The sequence below is a fragment of the Acinetobacter sp. NEB 394 genome, from assembly GCF_013374795.1.
GTDB lineage: Bacteria > Pseudomonadota > Gammaproteobacteria > Pseudomonadales > Moraxellaceae > Acinetobacter > Acinetobacter johnsonii.
In genome coordinates this window covers 220,363-242,077 of sequence record NZ_CP055277.1, presented here as the reverse complement: position 1 = coordinate 242,077, position 21,715 = coordinate 220,363, and the positions used below count along the sequence as shown (strand labels likewise).

Genomic DNA, 21,715 nt, shown 5'->3' with positions numbered 1-21,715 from the left:
GCTGTTTGCTTAAATTCTCGGACAAAGCGCTGCTTTGTTTTTCCTCGAATTTGGTGGAGACTAGGAGAGTCGAACTCCTGACCTCCTGCGTGCAAAGCAGGCGCTCTACCAACTAAGCTAAGTCCCCAGCTTATCAATAAGTCAATGTTTCTGTTTTTCTGTATTCAGCATTTAACAATGCTTGTTAGTCAGATTTGGTGGGTCTGACAAGACTTGAACTTGTGACCCCACGCTTATCAAGCGTGTGCTCTAACCAACTGAGCTACAGACCCTCAGATACATCGTCATGAAGAACAACTTGTTGTGGATTCTTACCAATCGTCAATCTTTCGTTAAGGAGGTGATCCAGCCGCAGGTTCCCCTACGGCTACCTTGTTACGACTTCACCCCAGTCATCGGCCACACCGTGGTAAGCGTCCTCCTTGCGGTTAGACTACCTACTTCTGGTGCAACAAATTCCCATGGTGTGACGGGCGGTGTGTACAAGGCCCGGGAACGTATTCACCGCGGCATTCTGATCCGCGATTACTAGCGATTCCGACTTCATGGAGTCGAGTTGCAGACTCCAATCCGGACTACGATCGGCTTTTTGAGATTAGCATCCTATCGCTAGGTAGCAACCCTTTGTACCAACCATTGTAGCACGTGTGTAGCCCTGGTCGTAAGGGCCATGATGACTTGACGTCGTCCCCGCCTTCCTCCAGTTTGTCACTGGCAGTATCCTTAAAGTTCCCGGCTTAACCCGCTGGCAAATAAGGAAAAGGGTTGCGCTCGTTGCGGGACTTAACCCAACATCTCACGACACGAGCTGACGACAGCCATGCAGCACCTGTATGTAAGTTCCCGAAGGCACCAATCCATCTCTGGAAAGTTCTTACTATGTCAAGACCAGGTAAGGTTCTTCGCGTTGCATCGAATTAAACCACATGCTCCACCGCTTGTGCGGGCCCCCGTCAATTCATTTGAGTTTTAGTCTTGCGACCGTACTCCCCAGGCGGTCTACTTATCGCGTTAGCTGCGCCACTAAAGCCTCAAAGGCCCCAACGGCTAGTAGACATCGTTTACGGCATGGACTACCAGGGTATCTAATCCTGTTTGCTCCCCATGCTTTCGTACCTCAGCGTCAGTATTAGGCCAGATGGCTGCCTTCGCCATCGGTATTCCTCCAGATCTCTACGCATTTCACCGCTACACCTGGAATTCTACCATCCTCTCCCATACTCTAGCTTCCCAGTATCGAATGCAATTCCTAAGTTAAGCTCAGGGATTTCACATCCGACTTAAAAAGCCGCCTACGCACGCTTTACGCCCAGTAAATCCGATTAACGCTCGCACCCTCTGTATTACCGCGGCTGCTGGCACAGAGTTAGCCGGTGCTTATTCTGCGAGTAACGTCCACTATCCTAGAGTATTAATCCAAGTAGCCTCCTCCTCGCTTAAAGTGCTTTACAACCAAAAGGCCTTCTTCACACACGCGGCATGGCTGGATCAGGCTTGCGCCCATTGTCCAATATTCCCCACTGCTGCCTCCCGTAGGAGTCTGGGCCGTGTCTCAGTCCCAGTGTGGCGGATCATCCTCTCAGACCCGCTACAGATCGTCGCCTTGGTAGGCCTTTACCCCACCAACTAGCTAATCTGACTTAGGCTCATCTATTAGCGCAAGGTCCGAAGATCCCCTGCTTTCCCCCGTAGGGCGTATGCGGTATTAGCATTCCTTTCGGAATGTTGTCCCCCACTAATAGGCAGATTCCTAAGCATTACTCACCCGTCCGCCGCTAGGAAATGTAGCAAGCTACATCTCCCCGCTCGACTTGCATGTGTTAAGCCTGCCGCCAGCGTTCAATCTGAGCCATGATCAAACTCTTCAGTTAAAAATCATTAGTAGCTTATGGCTACAAATCTTGGCTCATCAATTTTCTGACAAATATTTCTCAAATAAACTTCGAGTAATTTTTACCTTCAATCAATGAAATATTTTCGATCGATCAATCAGTAAAAATCCACACAAGTTGTTCTTCATAATCTCTTAATGATCTTTCTGACACCTCGTCAGTGCCAGAAGCTGGACTCAATATACTTAACAACTCAGCACTTCGTGCTTCGTTCGTTTCCGTCTATCTCGTCGGTATGGGGTGCATTCTAGAGGATTTCTAAAGCTTTGCAACCCCCAAATTCACTTATTTGAAACAGGCGTTGGTTTTTTCTACAAAATTTAAGAAAAACCGTATTTTTCATCTATTTTTTGATCATATTGATCATATTTATCATTTTTTCTCTTATTTCTTTCAACAGGAGCATTTCATTTCCAATCTTTAAAAGTCTTTTAAGTTTGAAATTTAAGCCTTAGCATTTATTTTTTCTTTCAGCAGAGTCTTACCAATCTTCTAGCAATGTTGTTTTCAGACTTAAAATCACTCTGTATTCCGTCCATCTCTGTATTTTTGATAAATCATCTTTCTAAAGACGTAGCTCTTTTATATTTGATACATGCCTAAGCTGAAAAACTGCCACACCGCTATAAAGGCACCTAATTATTTAACAAGAATACAATGCTTAGTCTCTTTTTATTTCATTTGCGTAATAGCAAAGCCCTCTTCTACCCACATCTCAATCAAAATAATTCAAGACAGAGCTGAAATAACAGCCACGATAAAGCTGGATGATAAGAAGCATCTGAATATAAGTAGAAAACGCAGTGTTATATACCTGTGAAGGTGATGACCATATTTATTTAAGAGTCTGTTGCACCTAACTTTTATGACAACTCGTTATTTGTCTGCGAGAAATTGATTTTAAAAAACTAAATTTTTGCCAATAAAAAAGGAAGAGATCTCTCCCAAAACCTCTTCCTCGGAGTTAGATCGTTATCTGATCCATAGATGTCATTATTATAGTTATCTTAAAAAAAGTCCCTTGGGGAAGAGACTTGAAAACTGTGGAGAGTTATTCTTTTTGACCCTTCTAGCGATGTTAAAAACATTGACTAGACGTTGAAATCATATACACACTCATTTTAAATTGCAATATTTTTGGAAAAAATTAAGCATTGTTTTTATAAGGTTTTTTTGAATTTTCTTATTTGATTTTTTTATAAAGATTAAAAAATTAAAAGCAGACCGAAGCCTGCTTTTATATCAATAACTTAAAGCATATATATGTACTGACTTAGTCAGTAAAAGTGACTTTCGCAATGGCTTTTTTACCCGACTGGATAATTAAAGTGACATTTTCTTTAACAGAGAAACTCATATCGACCACGTTCCAATCGACTTTGACCGCACCACGAGCCACGGCATCTTTTGCTGCTGCTGCATTTGGGTTTAAGCCCGCTACGCGAAGAATCGTTGCAATAAACAACTCACCACCAAATTCAGCGCGTGAAATCGTCACTTCAGGTGTCCCTTCGGGTAGTTCACCCTCAGTAATCAGATTGCCTGCACCTTTATGTGCATTTTCTGCCGCTTCTGCACCATGGAAACGCTCTACCAACTCAAGGGCTAGAATCTTTTTCACTTCTTGTGGATTACGCCCTTCAGCAATTTCGTTTAGCAGGACTTTAATGTCCTCAACGGATTTAAAGCTGAGTAAATCGAAATAGCGTTCAATTAATGCATCTGGCATCGAAAGGACTTTTTGATACATCGCCCCTGGTGCATCAAATACGCCAATATAGTTACCCAAAGACTTAGACATTTTGTTCACACCGTCTAAACCTTCAAGGATGGGCACTGTAATGCAGACTTGTGCTTCTTGATCATAACGACCTTGAAGTGTACGTCCCATCAATAAGTTAAAGGTTTGGTCTGTACCGCCTAACTCAACATCCGCCTCAAGGGCAATCGAGTCATAACCTTGAACCAATGGATATAAAAACTCATGAATTGCGATTGGTTGATGGTTGTTATAACGCTTGGTGAAGTCATCACGCTCAAGCATACGTGCAACCGTTTGCTGTGATGCCAACTGAATTAAATCAGCCGCTGTTTTGGTTGCAAACCATTCTGAGTTGAAGCGCACTTTGGTTTTATTAGGATCAAGAATTTTAAACACTTGTTCTTGATAGGTTTTTGCATTTTCAAGCACTTGCTCACGCGACAATGGTGGACGTGTTGCACTTTTTCCAGTCGGGTCACCGATCATCGCGGTATAATCCCCAATCAAGAAGGTCACATCATGACCCAAGTCTTGGAAAGTTTTCAGTTTATTAATTAAAACCGTATGCCCCAAGTGCAAGTCAGGCGCAGTCGGGTCAAAGCCCGCTTTAATTTTTAAAGGACGATTTTCTTTTAATTTCTTCAGAAGATCTTCTTCAGAAATAATTTCATGCGTGCCTCGTTGAATGAGAGCAAGTTGTTCTTCAGCCGGCAGGAAATTTGACATCACAAAACCCAAACACATCAGTTATTCAATTTGTGCGATATACTAACACTTTTTCAGCACATTGCAGGCTTTAGAATAATCATGACAGCGATCTACATTGGGGTAATGACCGGCACCAGCATGGATGGTGTTGATATTGTTGCTGCTTCTTTTGATCCATTGCAGCTTCACGCCACCCTCACTCTTTCTTTCGACCCAGATTTACGCGATGAACTGATGGCACTCACTTTGCCCGGTGACAACGAAATCGACCGTATGGGCAAGGCAGATGTGGCTTTAGCAAAGATGATTGGCGAAGGCATCAATCAGCTGATTGAGCAAAGTCATTTAGATCGTAGTCAAATCAAAGCGATTGGCTCACATGGACAAACCATTCGCCATCGCCCAGAGCACGGCTTTACCCTGCAAATTGGTGACCCAAACATCATCACTGAAATCACCCAAATTCCGGTGATTTCAGACTTTCGACGTCGTGATATGGCCGCAGGTGGCCAAGGTGCCCCGCTGGTTCCTGCGTTTCACCAAGATATGTTCCAACATGAAAGCATTCATCGCGTCATCTTAAACCTAGGTGGTATCGCCAATGTCAGTATGTTGCCCGCAGGCCAACCTGATCAGGTCTACGGTTTTGATACAGGCCCAGCCAACATTTTAATGGACGCTTGGTGTGAACGCTTTACTGGACAGCCCTACGATGAAAATGGCAATTGGGCAGCTTACGGCCATCCGATTCGCAGCTTGCTTGATCGGCTCCAATCCCATGAGTATTTTTCTAAAGAACCACCAAAAAGCACTGGCCGTGAAGACTTTAACCTCGAATGGTTAGATGAACAAATTGCCGACTGGCGCAATGACCTTGAATATGACGAGCTTGAAGATAGTCCAGAAAATGTTCAAGCCACCTTAATGAAGCTCACCACGCGCGCCATTAAAAAAGCCATCTATCGCTCCGATATGGATACTGGTGAAGTCTACGTCTGCGGCGGTGGTGCGTATAACTCGCATCTTTTAGAACAATTACGCTGGCGCTTACGTAAACACAATTGGTCTGTACAAACCACCTCCGCCATTGGCTTAGCCCCAACGTGGGTAGAAGCAACCGCCTTTGCTTGGTTGGCTATGCGCTTTATCCAGCAACTCAGTGGCAACTTACCGACAGTGACAGGGGCACAAGGTAACCGTATTCTCGGAACGATTACCGCGGTTTAAACATCACAGTGCTTCTGACCTTTTAGTCGCAACCAGTGCAAATCAAAAAAGCCAGTCAGGTGAATAACCGACTAGCTTTTTATCTATCTCAGCGATTTTTTGCTGTTAATGTTAACGCATCATCAACTTGGCATTTTCCTGACGAAAGGCTTTTAAAATTTGCTGTCCCGCTCGTCCCGTCGGACTTAAACCTAAACGGATTTGCTCCTGTCGAATGGCTTGACGAGTTTTATCACCAATCAAACCATCTACCGCGCCAATATCATAGCCACGATTCAGTAAAAACTGCTGAATTTCACGACGTTCAGAACGTGAAGTGCCTGCATCATCAGTTGGCCAAGTTGTACTAAAACCGCCTTGCCCTTGTAAACGGTCTGACAAATGCACAATCGCTAATGCATAACTTTCTGCTGCGTTATAACTATAGATTGCATCAAAGTTTTTAAACACTAAAAACAGTGGACCATTTTCACCAGCAGGTGCCATCAACCCCGCTTGCGAGCTAGAAGATAAATTGCCTTGAATTAACGCTGAGCCATCTGCACGTACCAAGCCATTTTGCATCCAGTAAGATAAGGACTTCTTATTGCGACGACTTTCACCACTCAGAGAGATCGCTTGCGGATTTTTCACTTCAAATCCCCAAGGTTGCCCAGTTTGCCAACCGCGTTTTTTGAGGAAATTGGCTGTTGATGCTAAAGCATCTGTAGTACTCGACACCAAATCACGGCGTCCATCGCCATCAAAGTCGACGGCCAGCTCTTCATACGTCGATGGCATAAACTGGGTATGGCCAAACGCACCTGCCCATGAGCCTTTCAGTTGTGGCTCCGTTAAATCGCCACGCTGTAAAATACGCATAGCGGCAAAAAACTCTCCACGGAAATAGCTTTGGCGGCGCCCTTCACAACTCAATGTGCCTAAAGCTTGTAATAATGGATATTTACCTGAAATATCGCCAAAATTACTTTCCACGCCCCACACGGCAACCACGGTCTCCGCAGGCACACCATATGCTGCCGCAACACGATTCAACACTTCACGATGCTGCCCCAATTTTTGCTGACCTACTGCAACACGCTCATCATCCACCAATCCTGACAAATAATCCCAAATAGGCGTGGAAAATTCAGGTTGGTAATTTAATTTTTCAATCACAGAATAATCAGGCGCTAAATTTTGTGTGTAGCGATCATAAGTGGACGCAGACACACCATTCGAAATCGCTTGGTTTTTTAAATTGGCAATACAGCTTTGAAATGAATTCTGAGGACGATAATCGGAAGTTGCGACATTCGAACTGCCTGTAACTTTTTGACCATTAATAATAAGCTCAGCATTCGCCTGAGTCGCCGCTAAAAAAAATGAACCTAAAAGAAAAGCAAAACGGTGCATAAAATCCCTAATGATTCTTTATCTCTAAATTATGCTTTTAACCTTAACACTTTCTATTTCACTTTTCTGAATCAAAACGTAAATGAATATTCATTCTGGTTTAAATTCAAAACCATCCTTTAAATTTAAAACCACTTATCCATAGCACCCCATATCTCAACTTTTGAATTCAAAAACAATCTTTGACTCAGCAAGCACTTTAAATTCAATCATCTTGTTTTAAATTTATTTTATCCACATTTTTATTTAACCTTCATAATCAAAAATATACAAAGAATTAAACTTCGAAACCCAAGCTCAATATTTTTAAATTCAAAACTTTAAATTCATCTCACAGACTTTAAATTTATTGTTTTGAATTTAAATTCAAACAGCATCAAAACTTTTAAATTCATTTTAAATTTAAACACTCGATTTAAATTTAAAACCCACTTTTAAATTCAAAACATACTTGAAAAGATATCCACATACCCAAGTTGATAGAGCTCTCTACTGTTTCACTTTCTTTTAGGTGAACATCAGTGTCACATTCAATTGTGGGCTCTGTTTTAAACGTGCTTCTCCACACAAAACTCGCTTTATTTTGCTTTCAGTTTATTTTTCTATGCGCTAATTTTATTTAAACGGATAAAAAACATGCAATTTATTTTAATTTTGATCCGATAAACGGTCACTTTTTTCAAAGAGGCGCAATCATGCCTGAATGAATCCAAATAAAAAAGCGACCACTATCGTGATCGCTTTTTTTAACAACAACTGAAGCTTTAGATGGTCATATCTTCGCTCAGTGCCAATGGATTCGGTAAAATTTTCGCCAACTGACGACATAGCATCGTGAGTTGAGTAGTGTCATTCGGCATTAAAGTCAGGTGACCAATCTTACGGCCTTCACGTTCTTCCTTATTATAAAGATGTAGATGTACACCTTCTAAGGCCAAGACTTGTTCAGACTGTGGATACTGACCAATAATATTGATCATGACCGTAGGGCGAACTACTTCTGTTGAACCCAAGGGTAAGCCTGCGACTGCACGAATATGGTTTTCAAACTGAGAGCATACTGCGCCTTCAATCGACCAGTGTCCTGAGTTATGCACACGTGGCGCCATTTCATTGGCATACAAACCTTTGTCTGTGACAAACAGTTCTAAGGTCAACACGCCAACATAATTCAAATGATTCAATAGGCGAGTGATGTAGTCTTGTGCAACGGGTTGTAAGTCCGCACTATTCGGTGCAGGGACAATCGAATGCGACAAAATACCATGATGGTGATGGTTTTCAGCCAATGGCCAGGTTTTCACATCGCCATTTTGACCACGTACCGCAATGATCGAAACTTCACGCGAGAAGGTCACAAAGCTTTCTGCAATTAAACTTCCAGCAGGGCCTAATTCAGCCCATGCTTGTTCAATTTGTTGTTCAGAACGCAATACAAACTGACCTTTGCCATCATAGCCACCTGTGGCTGTCTTCAGTACAATCGGTAAGCCTAGCTCAGCAACCGCAGCGCTTAAACTTTCTAGTGAATCTACCGCTTTATAAGGCGCAACAGGAATCTCAAGCTCATCAAATAACGCTTTTTCAGACAAGCGATGCTGTGCAATGGCTAAAGCCTGACGCGGCGGATGCATATCTTTTTGCTTGGTCAAAACATCAACATCAGACAAAGGCGTATTTTCAAACTCAAGGCTGAAGACATCTGCACTGGCAATAAAGTCTTGTAAACCATTTTCAGTTTTGCTTGAAATCACCGTTCCTAAAGCCGCTGAAGGGCAGTCTGTACTCACATCAAAGAACGTACATTGAATATTCAGTGGCAAAGCCGCTTGCGCCATCATGCGACCCAGCTGCCCACCACCAAAAATACCGATGGTTTTATTCATGAGGAATGCCCCGTATTAAGCTTGGCCTGGAATATTGTTGCTTGCGACTTTGTCAGTTTGTGCAGCACGGAAATCGGCTACATTTTTTGCAATTTCAGGACGTGTCAGACCTAAAATTTGTGCTGCCATAATCGCGGCATTGGTTGCACCTGCTGGACCAATTGCCAAAGTACCCACTGCAATACCTGCAGGCATTTGCACAATGGATAACAGTGAATCGACACCGTTTAAAATCGAAGACTTCACTGGCACACCCAGTACAGGCAAATCAGTTTTCGCCGCACACATTCCCGGTAAATGCGCCGCACCGCCTGCACCCGCAATAATCACTTGGATACCACGGTCACGTGCTTGTTCAGCATATTCAAAAAGACGATCTGGCGTACGGTGCGCAGACACAACTTCCGCTTCAAATGGGACACCAAGTTGCTTAAGCATATTGGCAGTGTGTTCGAGAGTGGTCCAATCTGATTGAGAACCCATGATAATTCCAACGAGAGGAGTGTCTTGTGAAGCGGCCGCGTTCATTGCAATGTTTCCAGAGATAGTTAAGAGAGATAAATCTCGACTAGCGCCAAGCTTTAATAAGAGCCCCGTATTATAGACTGATTTTTCAGCTCTCCAAAATTTAACCGTACAACTAAATGCAGATTTTTCTTGTTTTTTTATGGCGTAGCATAAAACTTAAATAAAAAGAGGACTGTAGCCTCACTTTTTGATTTATTGGCTGCGAAAGACAAAATACACACAACCAAATAAACACAGTCCTGCCCATAAATAATCGAGCTTAAAAGGCTGTTTAAATAAGAAAATCATAAACGGTACAAAAACCAAGAGCGTCACCACTTCTTGGGTGATTTTCATTTCACCCATTGACCAGCCTTGCTGTGACAGCATACGGGTCGCAGGAATCATAAAACTGTATTCCACCAACGCGATGAACCAGCTAAATAAAATGGCTTGCCAAAGCGGTACACCCGGCAAAAATTTTAAGTGTCCATACCATGCAAGTGTCATAAAACAGTTGGCAATAATCAATAAAATAAAGGGCAGGGACATGAAGCAAAATCGCTGAGTTTAGGAGCATTTTATTCTACGTTTTTTGCTAGAAAATTCAGCAAATATTGCACTTTTCAGCCTATTTTTTTACAAAATAAAAGCACTGCTCAAGCCGCAGAATAATTAAACGATTAGATACAAGAATCACTATCTTTTCGCTAAGCGCCTTGCTATGGTTGCTTTCACATCGAATTAATCACGACAACAGCACCAACAATACGTGATGTGTCTATAAAAGCAGTGGAGTGAGGCGGAATGCATCTGCATATTTTGGGTATTTGTGGCACCTTTATGGGGTCTTTAGCGCTTTTAGCACGTGATCTTGGCCACACAGTGACGGGTTCGGATCTAAACGTTTATCCTCCCATGTCGACCCAACTCGAAAATGCAGGCATTACCTTAATGCAAGGTTATGACCGCAGTCATTTACAACCGCATCCTGATTTAGTCATCGTCGGCAATGCGATGAAACGTGGGATTGATGCCGTTGAATACATGCTCAATGAAGGCTTGCCGTATATTTCAGGCCCACAATTTTTGGCCGATCATGTGCTCCAAGGTAAACACGTACTTGGCGTAGCAGGAACCCATGGTAAAACCACCACCACCACCATGTTGGCTTGGGTATTGGATCAGGCAGGTTTAGAGCCAGGTTTCCTGATTGGCGGTGTACCGTTAGGTTTCTCTGAAAGTGCGCGTTTAGGTGCTGGCAAATACTTCTGTGTTGAAGCCGATGAATATGATTCTGCCTTTTTCGACAAACGTTCGAAGTTCGTGCATTACCACCCCAAAACAGCCATTTTAAATAACCTTGAATTTGACCATGCCGATATTTTTGATGATCTAGCAGCGATTCAAAAACAATTCCATCACTTGGTTCGTACCATTCCAAGTGAAGGTCGTATCATTGCTCCGATTACTGAAAGCAATATTGATGAAGTTTTAGAGCAGGGCTGTTGGACACCTGTGGTTCGTACCTCTTTAGAGGCCCACGACAAGTCTGAATTGTATGCCGAACAACTCAGTGCTGATGGTTCGCATTTTAAAGTACTCCAACACGGCGTGGTGAAAGGCACGGTGCAATGGAACATGACAGGGCAGCACAGCGTAGCCAATGCTTTGGCGACTATCGCTGCGGCTGAACACGTCGGCGTGAGCATTGAAACAGCGTGTGAAGCCCTATCTAACTTTGGCGGCGTGAAGCGCCGTATGGAGCTTTTAGGTACAGTACGTGGCGTTGAAGTATATGATGACTTTGCCCATCACCCAACCGCAATTGATACGACGCTGGAAGGCGCACGTAAGCGTTTAGGCGAACGTAAGTTATGGGCGATTATTGAACCACGTTCAAATACCATGCGTATGGGAAGCCATAAAGATGGACTTGCGCACTCTGCACGTTTGGCCGATGAAGTGATTTGGTATCAACCAGAAGGTTTAGACTGGGACTTGCAACCTGTCATTGCGGCTGCACCCAACAAGGCAGTAGTTGCACGCACTTTGGATGACATTATCCATACCATCGTCAGTGATGCAGGCGAGGGCGATGCGGTTGTGATCATGTCCAATGGCGGCTTTGGTGGTTTACACCAAAAATTGATTAGCGCCTTGAACGCAGAATAAATTGTCCCATTAGAAAAAAAAACCCGCATATGGCGGGTTTTTTTTACAAGCGTATCCAATTAAAAACCAGACATCGTACCCGTATATTCAAAGTCTTTTAGTTTTGACCAACCTTGAACCGTGTCTCCCAAGCGTTTGCTGAAATACATGATCGAAACCCACTGTTCTTGGCCATCATCATAGGTGCTATAAGCAGTGATATGGTCATTTTTAATCATAAACAGATCTTTGATTTTACAAGCATTGCTCGGTGCTGAATGAAAATACACTCTGGTTGGAGCTATCACTTTCATGCCCCAACGTGGAATAATCTGAACTTCTTTTTGTTCTGCCTTTTCCTCAAGTTTTACACAATCTTCAGCATGTAATAAAGGGGCAACTGAACAGAATAGGGCAATAGATAAAAGCGTCTTCATATACTTTAATTCCATCATGTTCAGCATTGCAAAGTCCAAATTAGAACTGCAATGGCAGCTATATCATTTTAGTTTAACGCTTAGAACCGCGATGAATGTTGTGAACAATTAAGCCGCGACATCCTCAAAACTTTTCTCACGGCGAAACATCACATCGACATAAGAACAAGTCGGGATAATTTTCAGGTTTTTCTCACGTGAAAAATCAACCAGAGTATCCAACAGCAAACGCGCCACACCTTGACCCCGCAGTGAATCATCAACCCAAGTATGGTTGGCATCAATGGTTGTCTCGTCCCGCCAAATATAGCTAATTTCAGCAATGCGCTGACCGTCTGCATTATTTAAAAAAAACTCACCTTTTTGATCGCGATCTACATGTTGAAATTGCATAGCACACTCGTTGAATGGATTGATTTATCGTTCTCTATCTTAGTGGAATAAAACATCATGAATAGATGGATCTTTGTCGAATACCGATTTGGAAAACGGACACAAGGGTAAAATTTTCACGCCCTTATCACGGGCAAAGTTAACCAAAACATCCAATAACTGACGCCCCACATGTTGCCCACGCAGCAACTCACTGACCCAAGTGTGATCAATAATAAATTTATCATCCCCAGCCCAACTATAAGTCATTTCCGCCACACGCTCGTTTTCTTGCTCAACAAAAACTTCGCCTTTACTACCTGTTTCTTGATGTTGAATTTTCATTATTATTCCTCTAGCTGATTATGCTGCTTTTTTAGCTTGCCACAAATTGAAGCAAAATTTTGTCTCATTTATATTTCATCTACAATTTTCTTTAATATTTGCTCAAACCATAAAAATATGCGATGCTTAGCTCACTTTTGGATCAAATCCAAAACCAAATTTATGTTGAACAAGGGGAGTAGCCTCCTCCAAACGTGAAAAATCAATGCCATGCATAACTTTCACGTGTCAGATTATCGTCATTACACTTTGCAAAAAGTCGGCATCTGAGCATTTTAGCGCACAAAATACATACGCTAAAATGTAGGCAAGACCTTGATCATGTTGTCACAGATATTTTATTTCATCTGGCAGCAGGTCAAGGTTTTTTTGTGGCCGATTGCTGGATGTGGAGGATTTCATGGAATCTATCGGCAATTTATGGCTATACATTGCTTTTTTCGGCATTGTTACCGTGATGCTACTAATCGACTTTTTAGGCTTTAAACAAAAAGAAGGTCAAGAAGTTAAAATCAAAACCGCCGCGTTATGGAGTATTGCATGGGTTTCCGTCGCATCACTCTTTGGTGCAGGTCTCTGGTTGTATTTACAACAAACTGCAGGTGTCACTGTGGCCAATACCAAGGTCATGGAGTACTTCGCAGGTTATTTACTTGAAAAATCTTTAGCCGTCGACAACGTCTTTGTCTGGCTGATGATCTTTGCTGCTTTTGCCATCCCACCTGCACTACAACGCCAATTATTGCTGTATGGTGTATTGGGCGCGATTATTCTACGTACCATCTTTATTTTTATTGGCGCGTGGTTCGTGCAAGAGTTCTCATGGATTCTGTATATCTTCGGTGCGTTCTTGGTGTATACGGGTTTCAAATTCTTCAAAGGGCAAAACGAAGAAGAAACCAATATCGAAGATATGGCAATCTTAAAATGGTTGCGTAAACATATGCGGATTACCCCGCAACTGCATGGCAATAAGTTCTTTGTCCGTCAAAACGGCATGTTGTGGGCAACGCCGCTATTCTTGGTGTTAATTTTAGTTGAAGCATCGGATGTGATTTTTGCGGTGGATTCCATTCCTGCAATTTTCGCGGTGACTTCTGATCCGTTTATTGTGTTGACTGCAAACTTAATGGCAATTTTGGGTCTACGTGCGATGTTCTTCTTGTTGTCTGGTACAGCAACCAAGATGCATTACCTCCCGTATGGTTTAGGTATTATCTTGGTATTCATCGGCTTTAAGATGCTCATGCTGGATGTGTTCCACATGCCAATTTGGATTTCACTGGGCTTTATTGTGTTGGTGCTGACCATTACTGCGATCTTGTCGATTCGATACAGTAAGAAACATCATCAAACCACCCTCTAATGTTTTAAAAAAGCCTTCCTCTGTGAAGGCTTTTTTGATGGCTAAATCTTAAATTGTACAAGACTTAATCCTATGATTTTCTGTGCAAATGTACTGTACTTTATGCAAACAGCTCCCTATGATAAGCGGGCTTAAAACCCTTGGTTTTACCTGTAAAAATAAAAGAACCTGAAGGTTGCTCATCCATGCGTACCAAAAAATTAACTCTTGTTGTAGTGCCCGTTTTACTCACGGCATGTAGCGGTTCTAAAACCCTACAACAGGATGTTTACAATAACCAATACAACTGCTACCAAGACTGGCATTTTGAACTGTGCGAACCTGCTAACGAAAATAGTGAATCGAGCTATAGTGGCTCTACTGGGGTTTATATCGGCCCACAATATTATAAAAACAACCGTAAAGTCCGTTACATGGGCAAAGTCTTGAAAGCTCGCGGACGTCATTCGATGGGCACACCCAGAATCTCGACTCACGTTTTTAGCCATGCCAAATCCCAACCCATTCGTGGAGGCTTCGGCCGTGGCGGGGGCTCATTCGGAGGTTAATACATGAAACGAGTTCTATTCCCTGAGCGTGCAAACTGGCAACAGGCGCATCAAGAGATTGGTTTTGACTACTACAACTTGCCGTCGCGGGATGGTTCAATGTATTGGTCAGAAGGGGTGGCTTATGAGTTTAGCCTCAAGCAAATTGAACAGCTTGAAGATGCCTCGAACGAATTACACCAGATGTGCCTTGAAGTGGCAGGGGATATGATTCAACGCGGTCATTATCCCGAATATTTTCAAATCCACCCAGCAGCGATTCCTCTGATTGAGCACTCATGGAATAACCAAGCGCCGATGCTCTATGGCCGTTTCGATTTTGCCTATGATGGTCAAACCATCAAAATGCTGGAATACAATGCCGATACGCCAACGGGTTTACTCGAAGCCTCAGTTGCACAGTGGCATTGGATTGAACAGGTCGAAAATATTGAAAACCGTGATCAGTTCAACAGCATTCATGAAAAGTTGATTGAGCGTTGGAAACAGCTCTATCCTACACGTAGCCGTGTCCATTTCGCAGCCTGCCAAGAAGCAGGGCGTGAAGATTGGGGTAATTTAGAATACCTCATGGATACCGCTTTTCAGGCAGGCTTAAATGTCAGCGAACTGTCGATGGAAAACATTGGTTGGAATGGCACCGCCTTTGTCGATTTGCATCAGCAACAGATTCAGCATTTATTTAAGCTGTATCCGTGGGAATGGATTTGGGAAGAAAATTTTTCACAGTTTCTCAAACCTGAAACCGAATGGATTGAACCGTGTTGGAAAATGCTGCTCTCCAATAAAGCCCTATTGATTGAGCTATGGAAACGCTTTCCAAATCATCCATTGTTGTTAGAAACCCATGCTTATGATGCGCACGCCCACTACGCAGGGAAATGGGTGCGTAAGCCCATCTTAGCGCGCGAAGGCGCAAATATTCATATCCTACAAAACAATGTCGATTGCGGCGCAGCCTCAGGTAGTTTTTACTTCGATGACTACGACAAATATGGTTATGTCATGCAGTGCTGGGTAAAAACTCCGTTGCATGAAGGCATGCTGCCCACCTTGGGACTTTGGATGGTCGGGGATGAATGTGCGGGGATGTCACTGCGTGAAGATGTATTTGATGTGATCGGCAATGATGCGCATTTTGCTGCGCATTATTTTGTGGAATAAAGTGGCGCTCTAAATCACCTATTTAAAATATCTGTCCAAAAATTAATATGGGTCTGTTCAGGCGTTTTAGTAGGAGCACCATCACTTTTAGGTTATTCACGGCGGAGTCTTATCTTTTTTAAGTTCAATACTGGGAGCTCAATTATTCTTTTGTTTCGCCAAATGAGAAGCGAAGCTTCGTAAGAAAAGCATTTGTCCTCCGCAAAACCTGTTCACTTTCTATAATTAAAAAATTTGTGTTGCAAAAATAATCTATTCCAAACACTACGCAGATTGCGGATGACGCTTCCGTGTATCAAATAAAGTTTAAATTGAAAAAGAAAATGCCTGTCAAATCTAAAACTGACAGGCATACATTCGAAAACAATATTTTTTTCAAGCTTAGATGGTATGCGCTTTAACCCGCTTCATATAAGACACCAAACGCGTGAAAAACAAGATTTGCAGGAAGATGGTAAACAGTGAAATAGTCCACTCATACCAATCATCAAACGCCGTGCCTTCTAGATTAAAAGCAAAATAAAGCCCCAATAACAATGCACCAAAGACAACACCAGCTACAGTGGTTTGTACCAAAATGGGAAAAGACAACGCTGTGATTCGACCTAAGAAATGCTCGCCATCATCGCCGCCATTGGCTTTGTAAGCGCTTTGAATCCCGATAAACATAATCAATAAAGTCAGAAGTCCCTCAACACCAATCACACGAACATCCCCATAGGGTGAATACATGCCGTAGTAATACACCACTGAAACCAGTAAGGCGGTGACTAAGTAATAATTTTTATAATGCTTTTTATCGAGGGTGTTGCTAGATAATTCATGTGCTAATGCTTTGGTATTCCAAAAATACATGCGGGTCATTGTCTCTTATTTTATCAATGTCGACACTGTACTGACTCAGCATTTAAAGATAAAGACTTTCTCAACAAAATTTTGCGAATAGATTGAATCATTTAAGCTCAAAGCTTGTGCTTATGTATTGCATAAAAAATCATGATCTTATCGATGGCACAGGTACATGACTGGCCTCAAAACAGTTCAATTTTTTAGAAAATACTGCTCCAGTCTTTCATTTAAAATCTAGCGTTCACAACACACATAAAAACTTCATTAAATAGCCGTGAAAAAAATCCAGTTTACGGTACAATCAATCGAAAAAAAGTCAAAACACAGGTTTAAAATGTCTTCTGTAGTTGCAACGACGGCGGTTCGCGGTCGCTTCCTAGATATTCAGAATACGGTTGCCCAAGCGCGTGAAATTCACGACCAAGTGCGTTACGTAGAAGATGGTTTACTGATTAGCCAAAATGGCAAAATCCAATGGTTTGGATCTTGGCAGGAGGGGCAACAGCACCTTCCTATTGGCGTCGAGGTTCAGCACTATCCTGAACAATTGATTGTGCCGGGTTTTATCGACACCCACATTCATTTTCCACAAACAGAAATGGTGGGGGCCTATGGTGAACAGCTACTCGAATGGCTCAATACCTATACCTTCCCAACTGAATTACAATTTTCAGATAAAGCCTATGCCGACCAGATTGCCCAATTCTTTGTGCAAGAACTGCTAAAAAATGGCACCACCACAGCCTTGGTCTTCTGTACTGTGCATACCGAATCAGTCGATGCTTTATTTGAAGCAGCAGGGCAGCACCAGATGCGCCTGATCGCAGGTAAAGTCATGATGGATCGTCATGCACCTGAAGACCTGTGCGACACGCCTGACAGTGCTTATGCAGACTCTAAAGCACTGATTGAGAAATGGCATGGCAAGGGCCGTAACCTGTATGCGATTACGCCACGTTTTGCTCCAACCTCAACACCAGAGCAATTGGCTAAAGCAGGGCAGCTCAAAGCTGAATACCCAGATGTTTATGTGCATACGCATTTAAGTGAAAATAAAAATGAAATTGCTTGGGTAAAAGACTTATTCCCTGAACAGCAAGGTTATCTCGATGTTTATCATCACTTTGGTTTAACCGGTTCGCATTCGGTCTTTGCCCACTGCGTGCACTTAGAAGAGGCTGAGTGGGACTGCATGCATCAGACTGACTCTGCCATTGCTTTCTGTCCGACCTCCAACCTATTTTTAGGCAGTGGTTTATTTCCATTGAATAAAACTTGGGAAAAGCAGGTAAAAGTTGGGCTGGGTACCGATATTGGTGCAGGGACCTCTTTTAACCAACTACAAACCCTCAATGAAGCCTATAAAGTGCAGCAGCTTCAGGGTGATAAACTGTCCGCGTTTGAGTCGCTTTATCACGCTACGCTTGGCGGTGCCAAAGCACTGAGCTTGGATGATAAACTCGGTAACTTTAATTTGGGCAAAGAAGCCGACTTTGTTGTGCTCGATCTCAAAGCAACTGCGCTGCAAGCATTACGTCAGCAACGTGCAAAAGGGATTGAAGATGCGTTATTTGCCCTAATGACCATGGGTGATGACCGTAATATTCATGCGACTTATATTTTTGGTCAGAAAGCCTATGTGCAAAACTAAGTAGCAAATAGCGAAAATTTAAGCAGCTAATCGAGTTTTGAAACAACTTTGATTTTCGCCTCTAAACCAAGCAGCATCCCGCCTGCAATGAAATGATTACATTTCCAGCGGGCAAAAGGGGGTGCATCTCGTTTAGAGATATATTAAAATTAATGCATATATAGAGGTGTTGCAGGTCAACGCCTTTTTTATTTTTGATTTTTTTTAATTTTTTAGGTATCTACCCATGACCGTTCAAATGAGCGTAATGATTTCTACTGAAGAGATTCAAGCGAAAGTAAAAGAGCTTGGTGCACAAATCGATGCGCATTATGCAAACAGTGATAAGGAACTCGTACTGATTGGTTTATTACGTGGTTCAGTCATTTTCATGGCAGACTTATGTCGTAGCATTTCAAAACCCCATGAACTCGACTTCATGACGGTTTCGAGCTACGGTGGCGGTACGGTATCTTCACGTGATGTAAAAATTTTAAAAGATTTAGACGGCGAAATTCGTGGTAAAGATGTCTTGGTCATTGAAGACATCATCGACTCAGGCAACACCTTGAGCAAAGTACTCGAAATTTTAGAAACACGCTCTCCCAACTCAATTGAACTATGTACCTTAGTCAGCAAACCTTCACGCCGTGAAATTGAACTCGATGTGAGGTTTTTAGGCTTTAATGTCGAAGATCGATTCATTGTGGGTTATGGCTTAGACTACGACCAAAAGTACCGTCATTTGCCATTTATTGGGGAAATTGGTCTTTAAGAGCAATCGACAAAAGAGTGGCCGAAGGCCACTTTTTTTATTTTTATCGTGAGCTAAGTACATAAAACATACAGTTTTTAGCAGATTTGCTCTACTGCAAAGCAGCATTATGCCCGATGATATTTTTGCACATGATGTAAAAACAAAGACATGATAAAAAAAGGAGCTGGCTCATGTGGTCACTTATTGTTGCAATCGTGATTGGTTTTATTGCAGGTCTCATCGCACGTGCTATCCATCCTGGCGATGACAAAGCAGGATTTATTGTCACCACTTTACTGGGGATTGCTGGTTCTCTCGTAGCCACTTATGGTGGTCGTTTACTCGGTCTCTATAGTGAAGGCTCTGCCGCAGGCTTTATTGCTTCAGTTATTGGAGCCATTGTTATTTTATTCATCTACAACATGGTCACCAAAAAAACCTAAACTCAGCCATTAAAAAAAGCACCGTTTCAGGTGCTTTTTATCTGTATATTTGAACTCTTATAAGCCCAATTCACGCCACATATTTTCAATGGTGGTTGAAGGCACAGCGCCATTCACCTTAAAGCCATTTGAGAAAATAACCACGGGCGTCCCTTGTAAACCCAGACTACGACCAAGTTGAATGTTGCGCTCAATTGGATTGGCACACGGTTTTTTCGACGTTGGCTGAGTCCCTTTTGCAATCAAATTTTTCCATGCGAGGGCAGGGTCTGCTTCACAAAACACTTGTTTCGACGGTGCAATCGATTGCGTCTTAATGGCATAAATAAAGGTATAGATGGTCACATCATTCAGTTTATTCAGCTCAGCCTCTAACTGCTTACAGTAAGGACAGTTTGGGTCTGAAAAAACCGCCAATTGGCGTTTGCCGTTGCCTTTAACGCTTTTAATGGCATCTTTTAGCGGCAGCTTGTTCCAATCGAGCGAGTTTTGTTGCACATATAAGGCAGCACTTAAATTTTTCTGATCTTTTAAACGTACCATCGAACCTGCAATCACATGCTCAGCCGCTTCGCCTAAATACACAATTTCGCCATCTAAAGATCCGCTATAAATGCCCGACATTTCTGTTTTTTGAATATTTTGAACATTAATATTTGGATAATTCTTTTTTAAGTTAGCTTGAACACTTTCTACACTGGCCATAGTCATGCTTGCAATTGCACTTGTGAGTAGTGCCAAACCCAGTTTTTTTATCATCACTTTTTGCTCTTTCAATCGGAGAACCACGGCGCTAGTGTAGAGCGTATTATTCAAGCATTGAATCATTTTTTCCACGGCTTTACCGAAACCCAACACGCCTTGCTTATGAACTGGCCAAAGTTTCACGTGGAACAGTGAGAGCCTTGCTATTAATTTCCACCGAGACATGAACAATTTCCTCATGAATCGAGAGCATTGTCCGCACGCGATCCGCAGTTAAGCCTACCGTCGTTTCTAAAGCCAAAATGCAGGAAAACTTGCCTTTGCCTACTTTCCAAACATGTAAATCGGTCAAGGTCGTATGCGGTAGTTCTGCCAATACTTCGCGAATTTCATCCACCACATGATGATCCATTTCAGCATCTAACAAGGTTTTTCCCGTTTCTTGCATTAAGCTTAATGCCCATTTGGCTACCAGTATTGATCCCACGATTCCAAGCGCAGCATCGAGAAAATCCCAGCCCAAATATTTACCAAAAATCAGCGCGATAATGGCAAAAATGGAAGTCACTGCGTCTGCTACCACATGCATAAATGCAGCTTTCTGATTTAAATCATGATGATGGCTATGTACTTCTACTACATGATCATGATGGTGATGGTGATGGTGATGGTGATGGTGATGGTGATGGTGACCATCATGCAGCAACCATGCACAGATTAAATTCACCAATAAGCCTAAAATCGCAATTGGAATTGCTTCGTTATAATGAATTTGTACAGGCGAGAATAGGCGCTGAATTGAATGAAAAGCCATAAAACCCGCCACCACCATCAGCAAAATAGCGCTGCTGTAGCCTGCAAGAATTTCAATTTTCCATGTGCCGAAACTAAAGCGCTGATCATGGGCATAATGCCGTGCAGCACGATAGGCAAAATAAGCCAAACCCAGTGCCAACATATGCGAACTCATATGCCAACCATCCGCCAGCAAAGCCATTGATTGGAAAATCCATCCACCAATCACTTCTAATAACATCATGACTGCCGTTAAAATGGTCGCCATTAAAATCCGTTTTTGTGCCAGTGGATTACCGTCATCAAAATGATGCGTATGCTGACGTGATGGGGTATTTTGCATTTAAAATCATTCACCAATATACTCCCCCTTAGTATATTTATTTTTGGAGCAATGTGTTGAGTCATTTGCATGAAGATAAAAAAATTTTAAACCGTGTGAAACGCTTACAAGGACAGGTCAACGCCGTTGAACTCTCGATCACACATCCCGATGCCAGTTGTATCGACGTTTTACAACAAGTCGCTGCTATTAAAGGCGCGGTCAATGGGCTGATGAATGAACTCGTTGAAGCACACTTACGCCATCATGTATTAACACAAGCTGAACAGGTCAATGAAGAGGAGTTGGCTGAGTTCTTAAAACTGCTGAAACGCTATGGCTAAGTTTTATTGCTTTCTTTTTCAAGTTTTTAGTTGACCATTTTTTCCACAAACCGATACACTGTTGCTCTCTATCCTTTTTCTCTTGGGCATCAAAATATTCTTGTTTT

At 42.5% G+C, this 21,715-nt stretch carries 20 protein-coding genes, 2 tRNA genes and 1 rRNA gene; 9 read left to right on the top strand and 14 right to left on the bottom strand.

Going from position 1 to position 21,715, the window contains the following annotated elements; translation table 11 throughout:
• Positions 1 to 51: 51 nt before the first annotated feature.
• The 4 genes from HUK62_RS01105 to tyrS all read right to left on the bottom strand — a co-directional run bounded on the left by HUK62_RS01105 (position 52) and on the right by tyrS (position 4,398).
• Positions 52 to 127, bottom strand: a tRNA-Ala gene (locus HUK62_RS01105).
• A 68-nt stretch (positions 128 to 195) separates the two neighbouring features.
• A tRNA-Ile gene (locus HUK62_RS01100) sits at positions 196 to 272 on the bottom strand.
• A 61-nt stretch (positions 273 to 333) separates the two neighbouring features.
• Positions 334 to 1,871: ribosomal RNA gene (locus tag HUK62_RS01095) — 16S ribosomal RNA — on the bottom strand.
• A gap of 1,294 nt (positions 1,872 to 3,165) precedes the next feature.
• A complete protein-coding gene (gene tyrS, locus HUK62_RS01090) occupies positions 3,166 to 4,398 on the bottom strand; it encodes a tyrosine--tRNA ligase (protein ID WP_101495457.1) in 1,233 nt (410 codons plus the stop codon).
• 63 nt (positions 4,399 to 4,461) lie between these two features.
• On the opposite strand from tyrS, the gene HUK62_RS01085 reads away from it, so the two are divergent.
• Entirely contained in the window at positions 4,462 to 5,589 is a 1,128-nt protein-coding gene (locus HUK62_RS01085; RefSeq protein WP_126039055.1) for an anhydro-N-acetylmuramic acid kinase, read from the top strand.
• A gap of 111 nt (positions 5,590 to 5,700) precedes the next feature.
• Here the strand turns inward: HUK62_RS01085 and HUK62_RS01080 are convergent, their stop codons facing one another.
• The 4 genes from HUK62_RS01080 to HUK62_RS01065 all read right to left on the bottom strand — a co-directional run bounded on the left by HUK62_RS01080 (position 5,701) and on the right by HUK62_RS01065 (position 9,929).
• Positions 5,701 to 6,984, bottom strand: a complete 1,284-nt coding sequence (locus HUK62_RS01080) for a lytic murein transglycosylase (protein ID WP_218015306.1) — start codon at positions 6,982 to 6,984, stop codon at positions 5,701 to 5,703.
• Positions 6,985 to 7,748: 764 nt separating this feature from the next.
• Positions 7,749 to 8,870, bottom strand: a complete 1,122-nt coding sequence (locus HUK62_RS01075) for a 5-(carboxyamino)imidazole ribonucleotide synthase (RefSeq protein ID WP_058870639.1) — start codon at positions 8,868 to 8,870, stop codon at positions 7,749 to 7,751.
• 15 nt (positions 8,871 to 8,885) lie between these two features.
• Positions 8,886 to 9,398 (bottom strand): 5-(carboxyamino)imidazole ribonucleotide mutase, encoded by a 513-nt coding sequence (gene purE, locus HUK62_RS01070; RefSeq protein WP_176536854.1) that lies wholly within the window; start codon positions 9,396 to 9,398, stop codon positions 8,886 to 8,888.
• Positions 9,399 to 9,590: 192 nt separating this feature from the next.
• A complete protein-coding gene (locus HUK62_RS01065) occupies positions 9,591 to 9,929 on the bottom strand; it encodes a DMT family protein (RefSeq protein ID WP_104221713.1) in 339 nt (112 codons plus the stop codon).
• 255 nt (positions 9,930 to 10,184) lie between these two features.
• Here HUK62_RS01065 and mpl point away from each other — a divergent pair, with 255 nt between their 5' ends.
• On the top strand, positions 10,185 to 11,552 hold the full coding sequence (gene mpl / locus HUK62_RS01060; RefSeq protein WP_062031185.1) for a UDP-N-acetylmuramate:L-alanyl-gamma-D-glutamyl-meso-diaminopimelate ligase: 1,368 nt from the start codon (positions 10,185 to 10,187) through the stop codon (positions 11,550 to 11,552).
• A gap of 59 nt (positions 11,553 to 11,611) precedes the next feature.
• Here the strand turns inward: mpl and HUK62_RS01055 are convergent, their stop codons facing one another.
• From HUK62_RS01055 to HUK62_RS01045, 3 genes are all read right to left on the bottom strand, one after another.
• Positions 11,612 to 11,995: a hypothetical protein gene (locus HUK62_RS01055; RefSeq protein WP_176536853.1), complete on the bottom strand. Its 384-nt coding sequence runs from the start codon at positions 11,993 to 11,995 to the stop codon at positions 11,612 to 11,614.
• A gap of 81 nt (positions 11,996 to 12,076) precedes the next feature.
• Positions 12,077 to 12,361 (bottom strand): GNAT family N-acetyltransferase, encoded by a 285-nt coding sequence (locus tag HUK62_RS01050; RefSeq protein ID WP_004697494.1) that lies wholly within the window; start codon positions 12,359 to 12,361, stop codon positions 12,077 to 12,079.
• Between the two features lie 39 nt (positions 12,362 to 12,400).
• Positions 12,401 to 12,685 carry a GNAT family N-acetyltransferase gene (locus HUK62_RS01045; protein WP_062031177.1) on the bottom strand — a complete coding sequence of 95 codons (285 nt, stop codon included), beginning with the start codon at positions 12,683 to 12,685 and terminating at the stop codon, positions 12,401 to 12,403.
• Positions 12,686 to 13,085: 400 nt separating this feature from the next.
• Between HUK62_RS01045 and HUK62_RS01040 the strand changes: the two genes are divergently transcribed.
• The 3 genes from HUK62_RS01040 (at position 13,086) to HUK62_RS01030 (ending at position 15,763) form a co-directional block, all read left to right on the top strand.
• Positions 13,086 to 14,051: a TerC family protein gene (locus HUK62_RS01040; protein ID WP_176536852.1), complete on the top strand. Its 966-nt coding sequence runs from the start codon at positions 13,086 to 13,088 to the stop codon at positions 14,049 to 14,051.
• Positions 14,052 to 14,236: 185 nt separating this feature from the next.
• Positions 14,237 to 14,599 carry a hypothetical protein gene (locus HUK62_RS01035; RefSeq protein WP_176536851.1) on the top strand — a complete coding sequence of 121 codons (363 nt, stop codon included), beginning with the start codon at positions 14,237 to 14,239 and terminating at the stop codon, positions 14,597 to 14,599.
• A gap of 3 nt (positions 14,600 to 14,602) precedes the next feature.
• Positions 14,603 to 15,763: a glutathionylspermidine synthase family protein gene (locus tag HUK62_RS01030; protein WP_176536850.1), complete on the top strand. Its 1,161-nt coding sequence runs from the start codon at positions 14,603 to 14,605 to the stop codon at positions 15,761 to 15,763.
• A gap of 381 nt (positions 15,764 to 16,144) precedes the next feature.
• On the opposite strand, the gene HUK62_RS01025 is transcribed toward HUK62_RS01030, so the two are convergent.
• Complete coding sequence (locus tag HUK62_RS01025) at positions 16,145 to 16,618, bottom strand: hypothetical protein (RefSeq protein WP_176538420.1); 474 nt, start codon at positions 16,616 to 16,618, stop codon at positions 16,145 to 16,147.
• A gap of 328 nt (positions 16,619 to 16,946) precedes the next feature.
• On the opposite strand from HUK62_RS01025, the gene guaD reads away from it, so the two are divergent.
• The 3 genes from guaD (at position 16,947) to HUK62_RS01010 (ending at position 19,442) form a co-directional block, all read left to right on the top strand.
• Positions 16,947 to 18,263, top strand: a complete 1,317-nt coding sequence (gene guaD / locus HUK62_RS01020) for a guanine deaminase (protein ID WP_176536849.1) — start codon at positions 16,947 to 16,949, stop codon at positions 18,261 to 18,263.
• Positions 18,264 to 18,489: 226 nt separating this feature from the next.
• Positions 18,490 to 19,017, top strand: a complete 528-nt coding sequence (hpt, locus tag HUK62_RS01015; RefSeq protein WP_176536848.1) for a hypoxanthine phosphoribosyltransferase — start codon at positions 18,490 to 18,492, stop codon at positions 19,015 to 19,017.
• 173 nt (positions 19,018 to 19,190) lie between these two features.
• Positions 19,191 to 19,442, top strand: a complete 252-nt coding sequence (locus HUK62_RS01010; protein WP_004977734.1) for a GlsB/YeaQ/YmgE family stress response membrane protein — start codon at positions 19,191 to 19,193, stop codon at positions 19,440 to 19,442.
• 57 nt (positions 19,443 to 19,499) lie between these two features.
• Here HUK62_RS01010 and HUK62_RS01005 read toward each other — a convergent pair whose 3' ends face one another.
• Positions 19,500 to 20,201: a DsbC family protein gene (locus tag HUK62_RS01005; RefSeq protein WP_176536847.1), complete on the bottom strand. Its 702-nt coding sequence runs from the start codon at positions 20,199 to 20,201 to the stop codon at positions 19,500 to 19,502.
• 106 nt (positions 20,202 to 20,307) lie between these two features.
• The gene (dmeF, locus tag HUK62_RS01000; RefSeq protein WP_176536846.1) at positions 20,308 to 21,285 is read right to left on the bottom strand and encodes a CDF family Co(II)/Ni(II) efflux transporter DmeF; all 978 of its coding nucleotides are present in this window, start codon (positions 21,283 to 21,285) and stop codon (positions 20,308 to 20,310) included.
• A 56-nt stretch (positions 21,286 to 21,341) separates the two neighbouring features.
• Here dmeF and HUK62_RS00995 point away from each other — a divergent pair, with 56 nt between their 5' ends.
• Positions 21,342 to 21,608 (top strand): metal/formaldehyde-sensitive transcriptional repressor, encoded by a 267-nt coding sequence (locus tag HUK62_RS00995; protein ID WP_176536845.1) that lies wholly within the window; start codon positions 21,342 to 21,344, stop codon positions 21,606 to 21,608.
• The last annotated feature ends 107 nt before the right edge of the window (positions 21,609 to 21,715 follow it).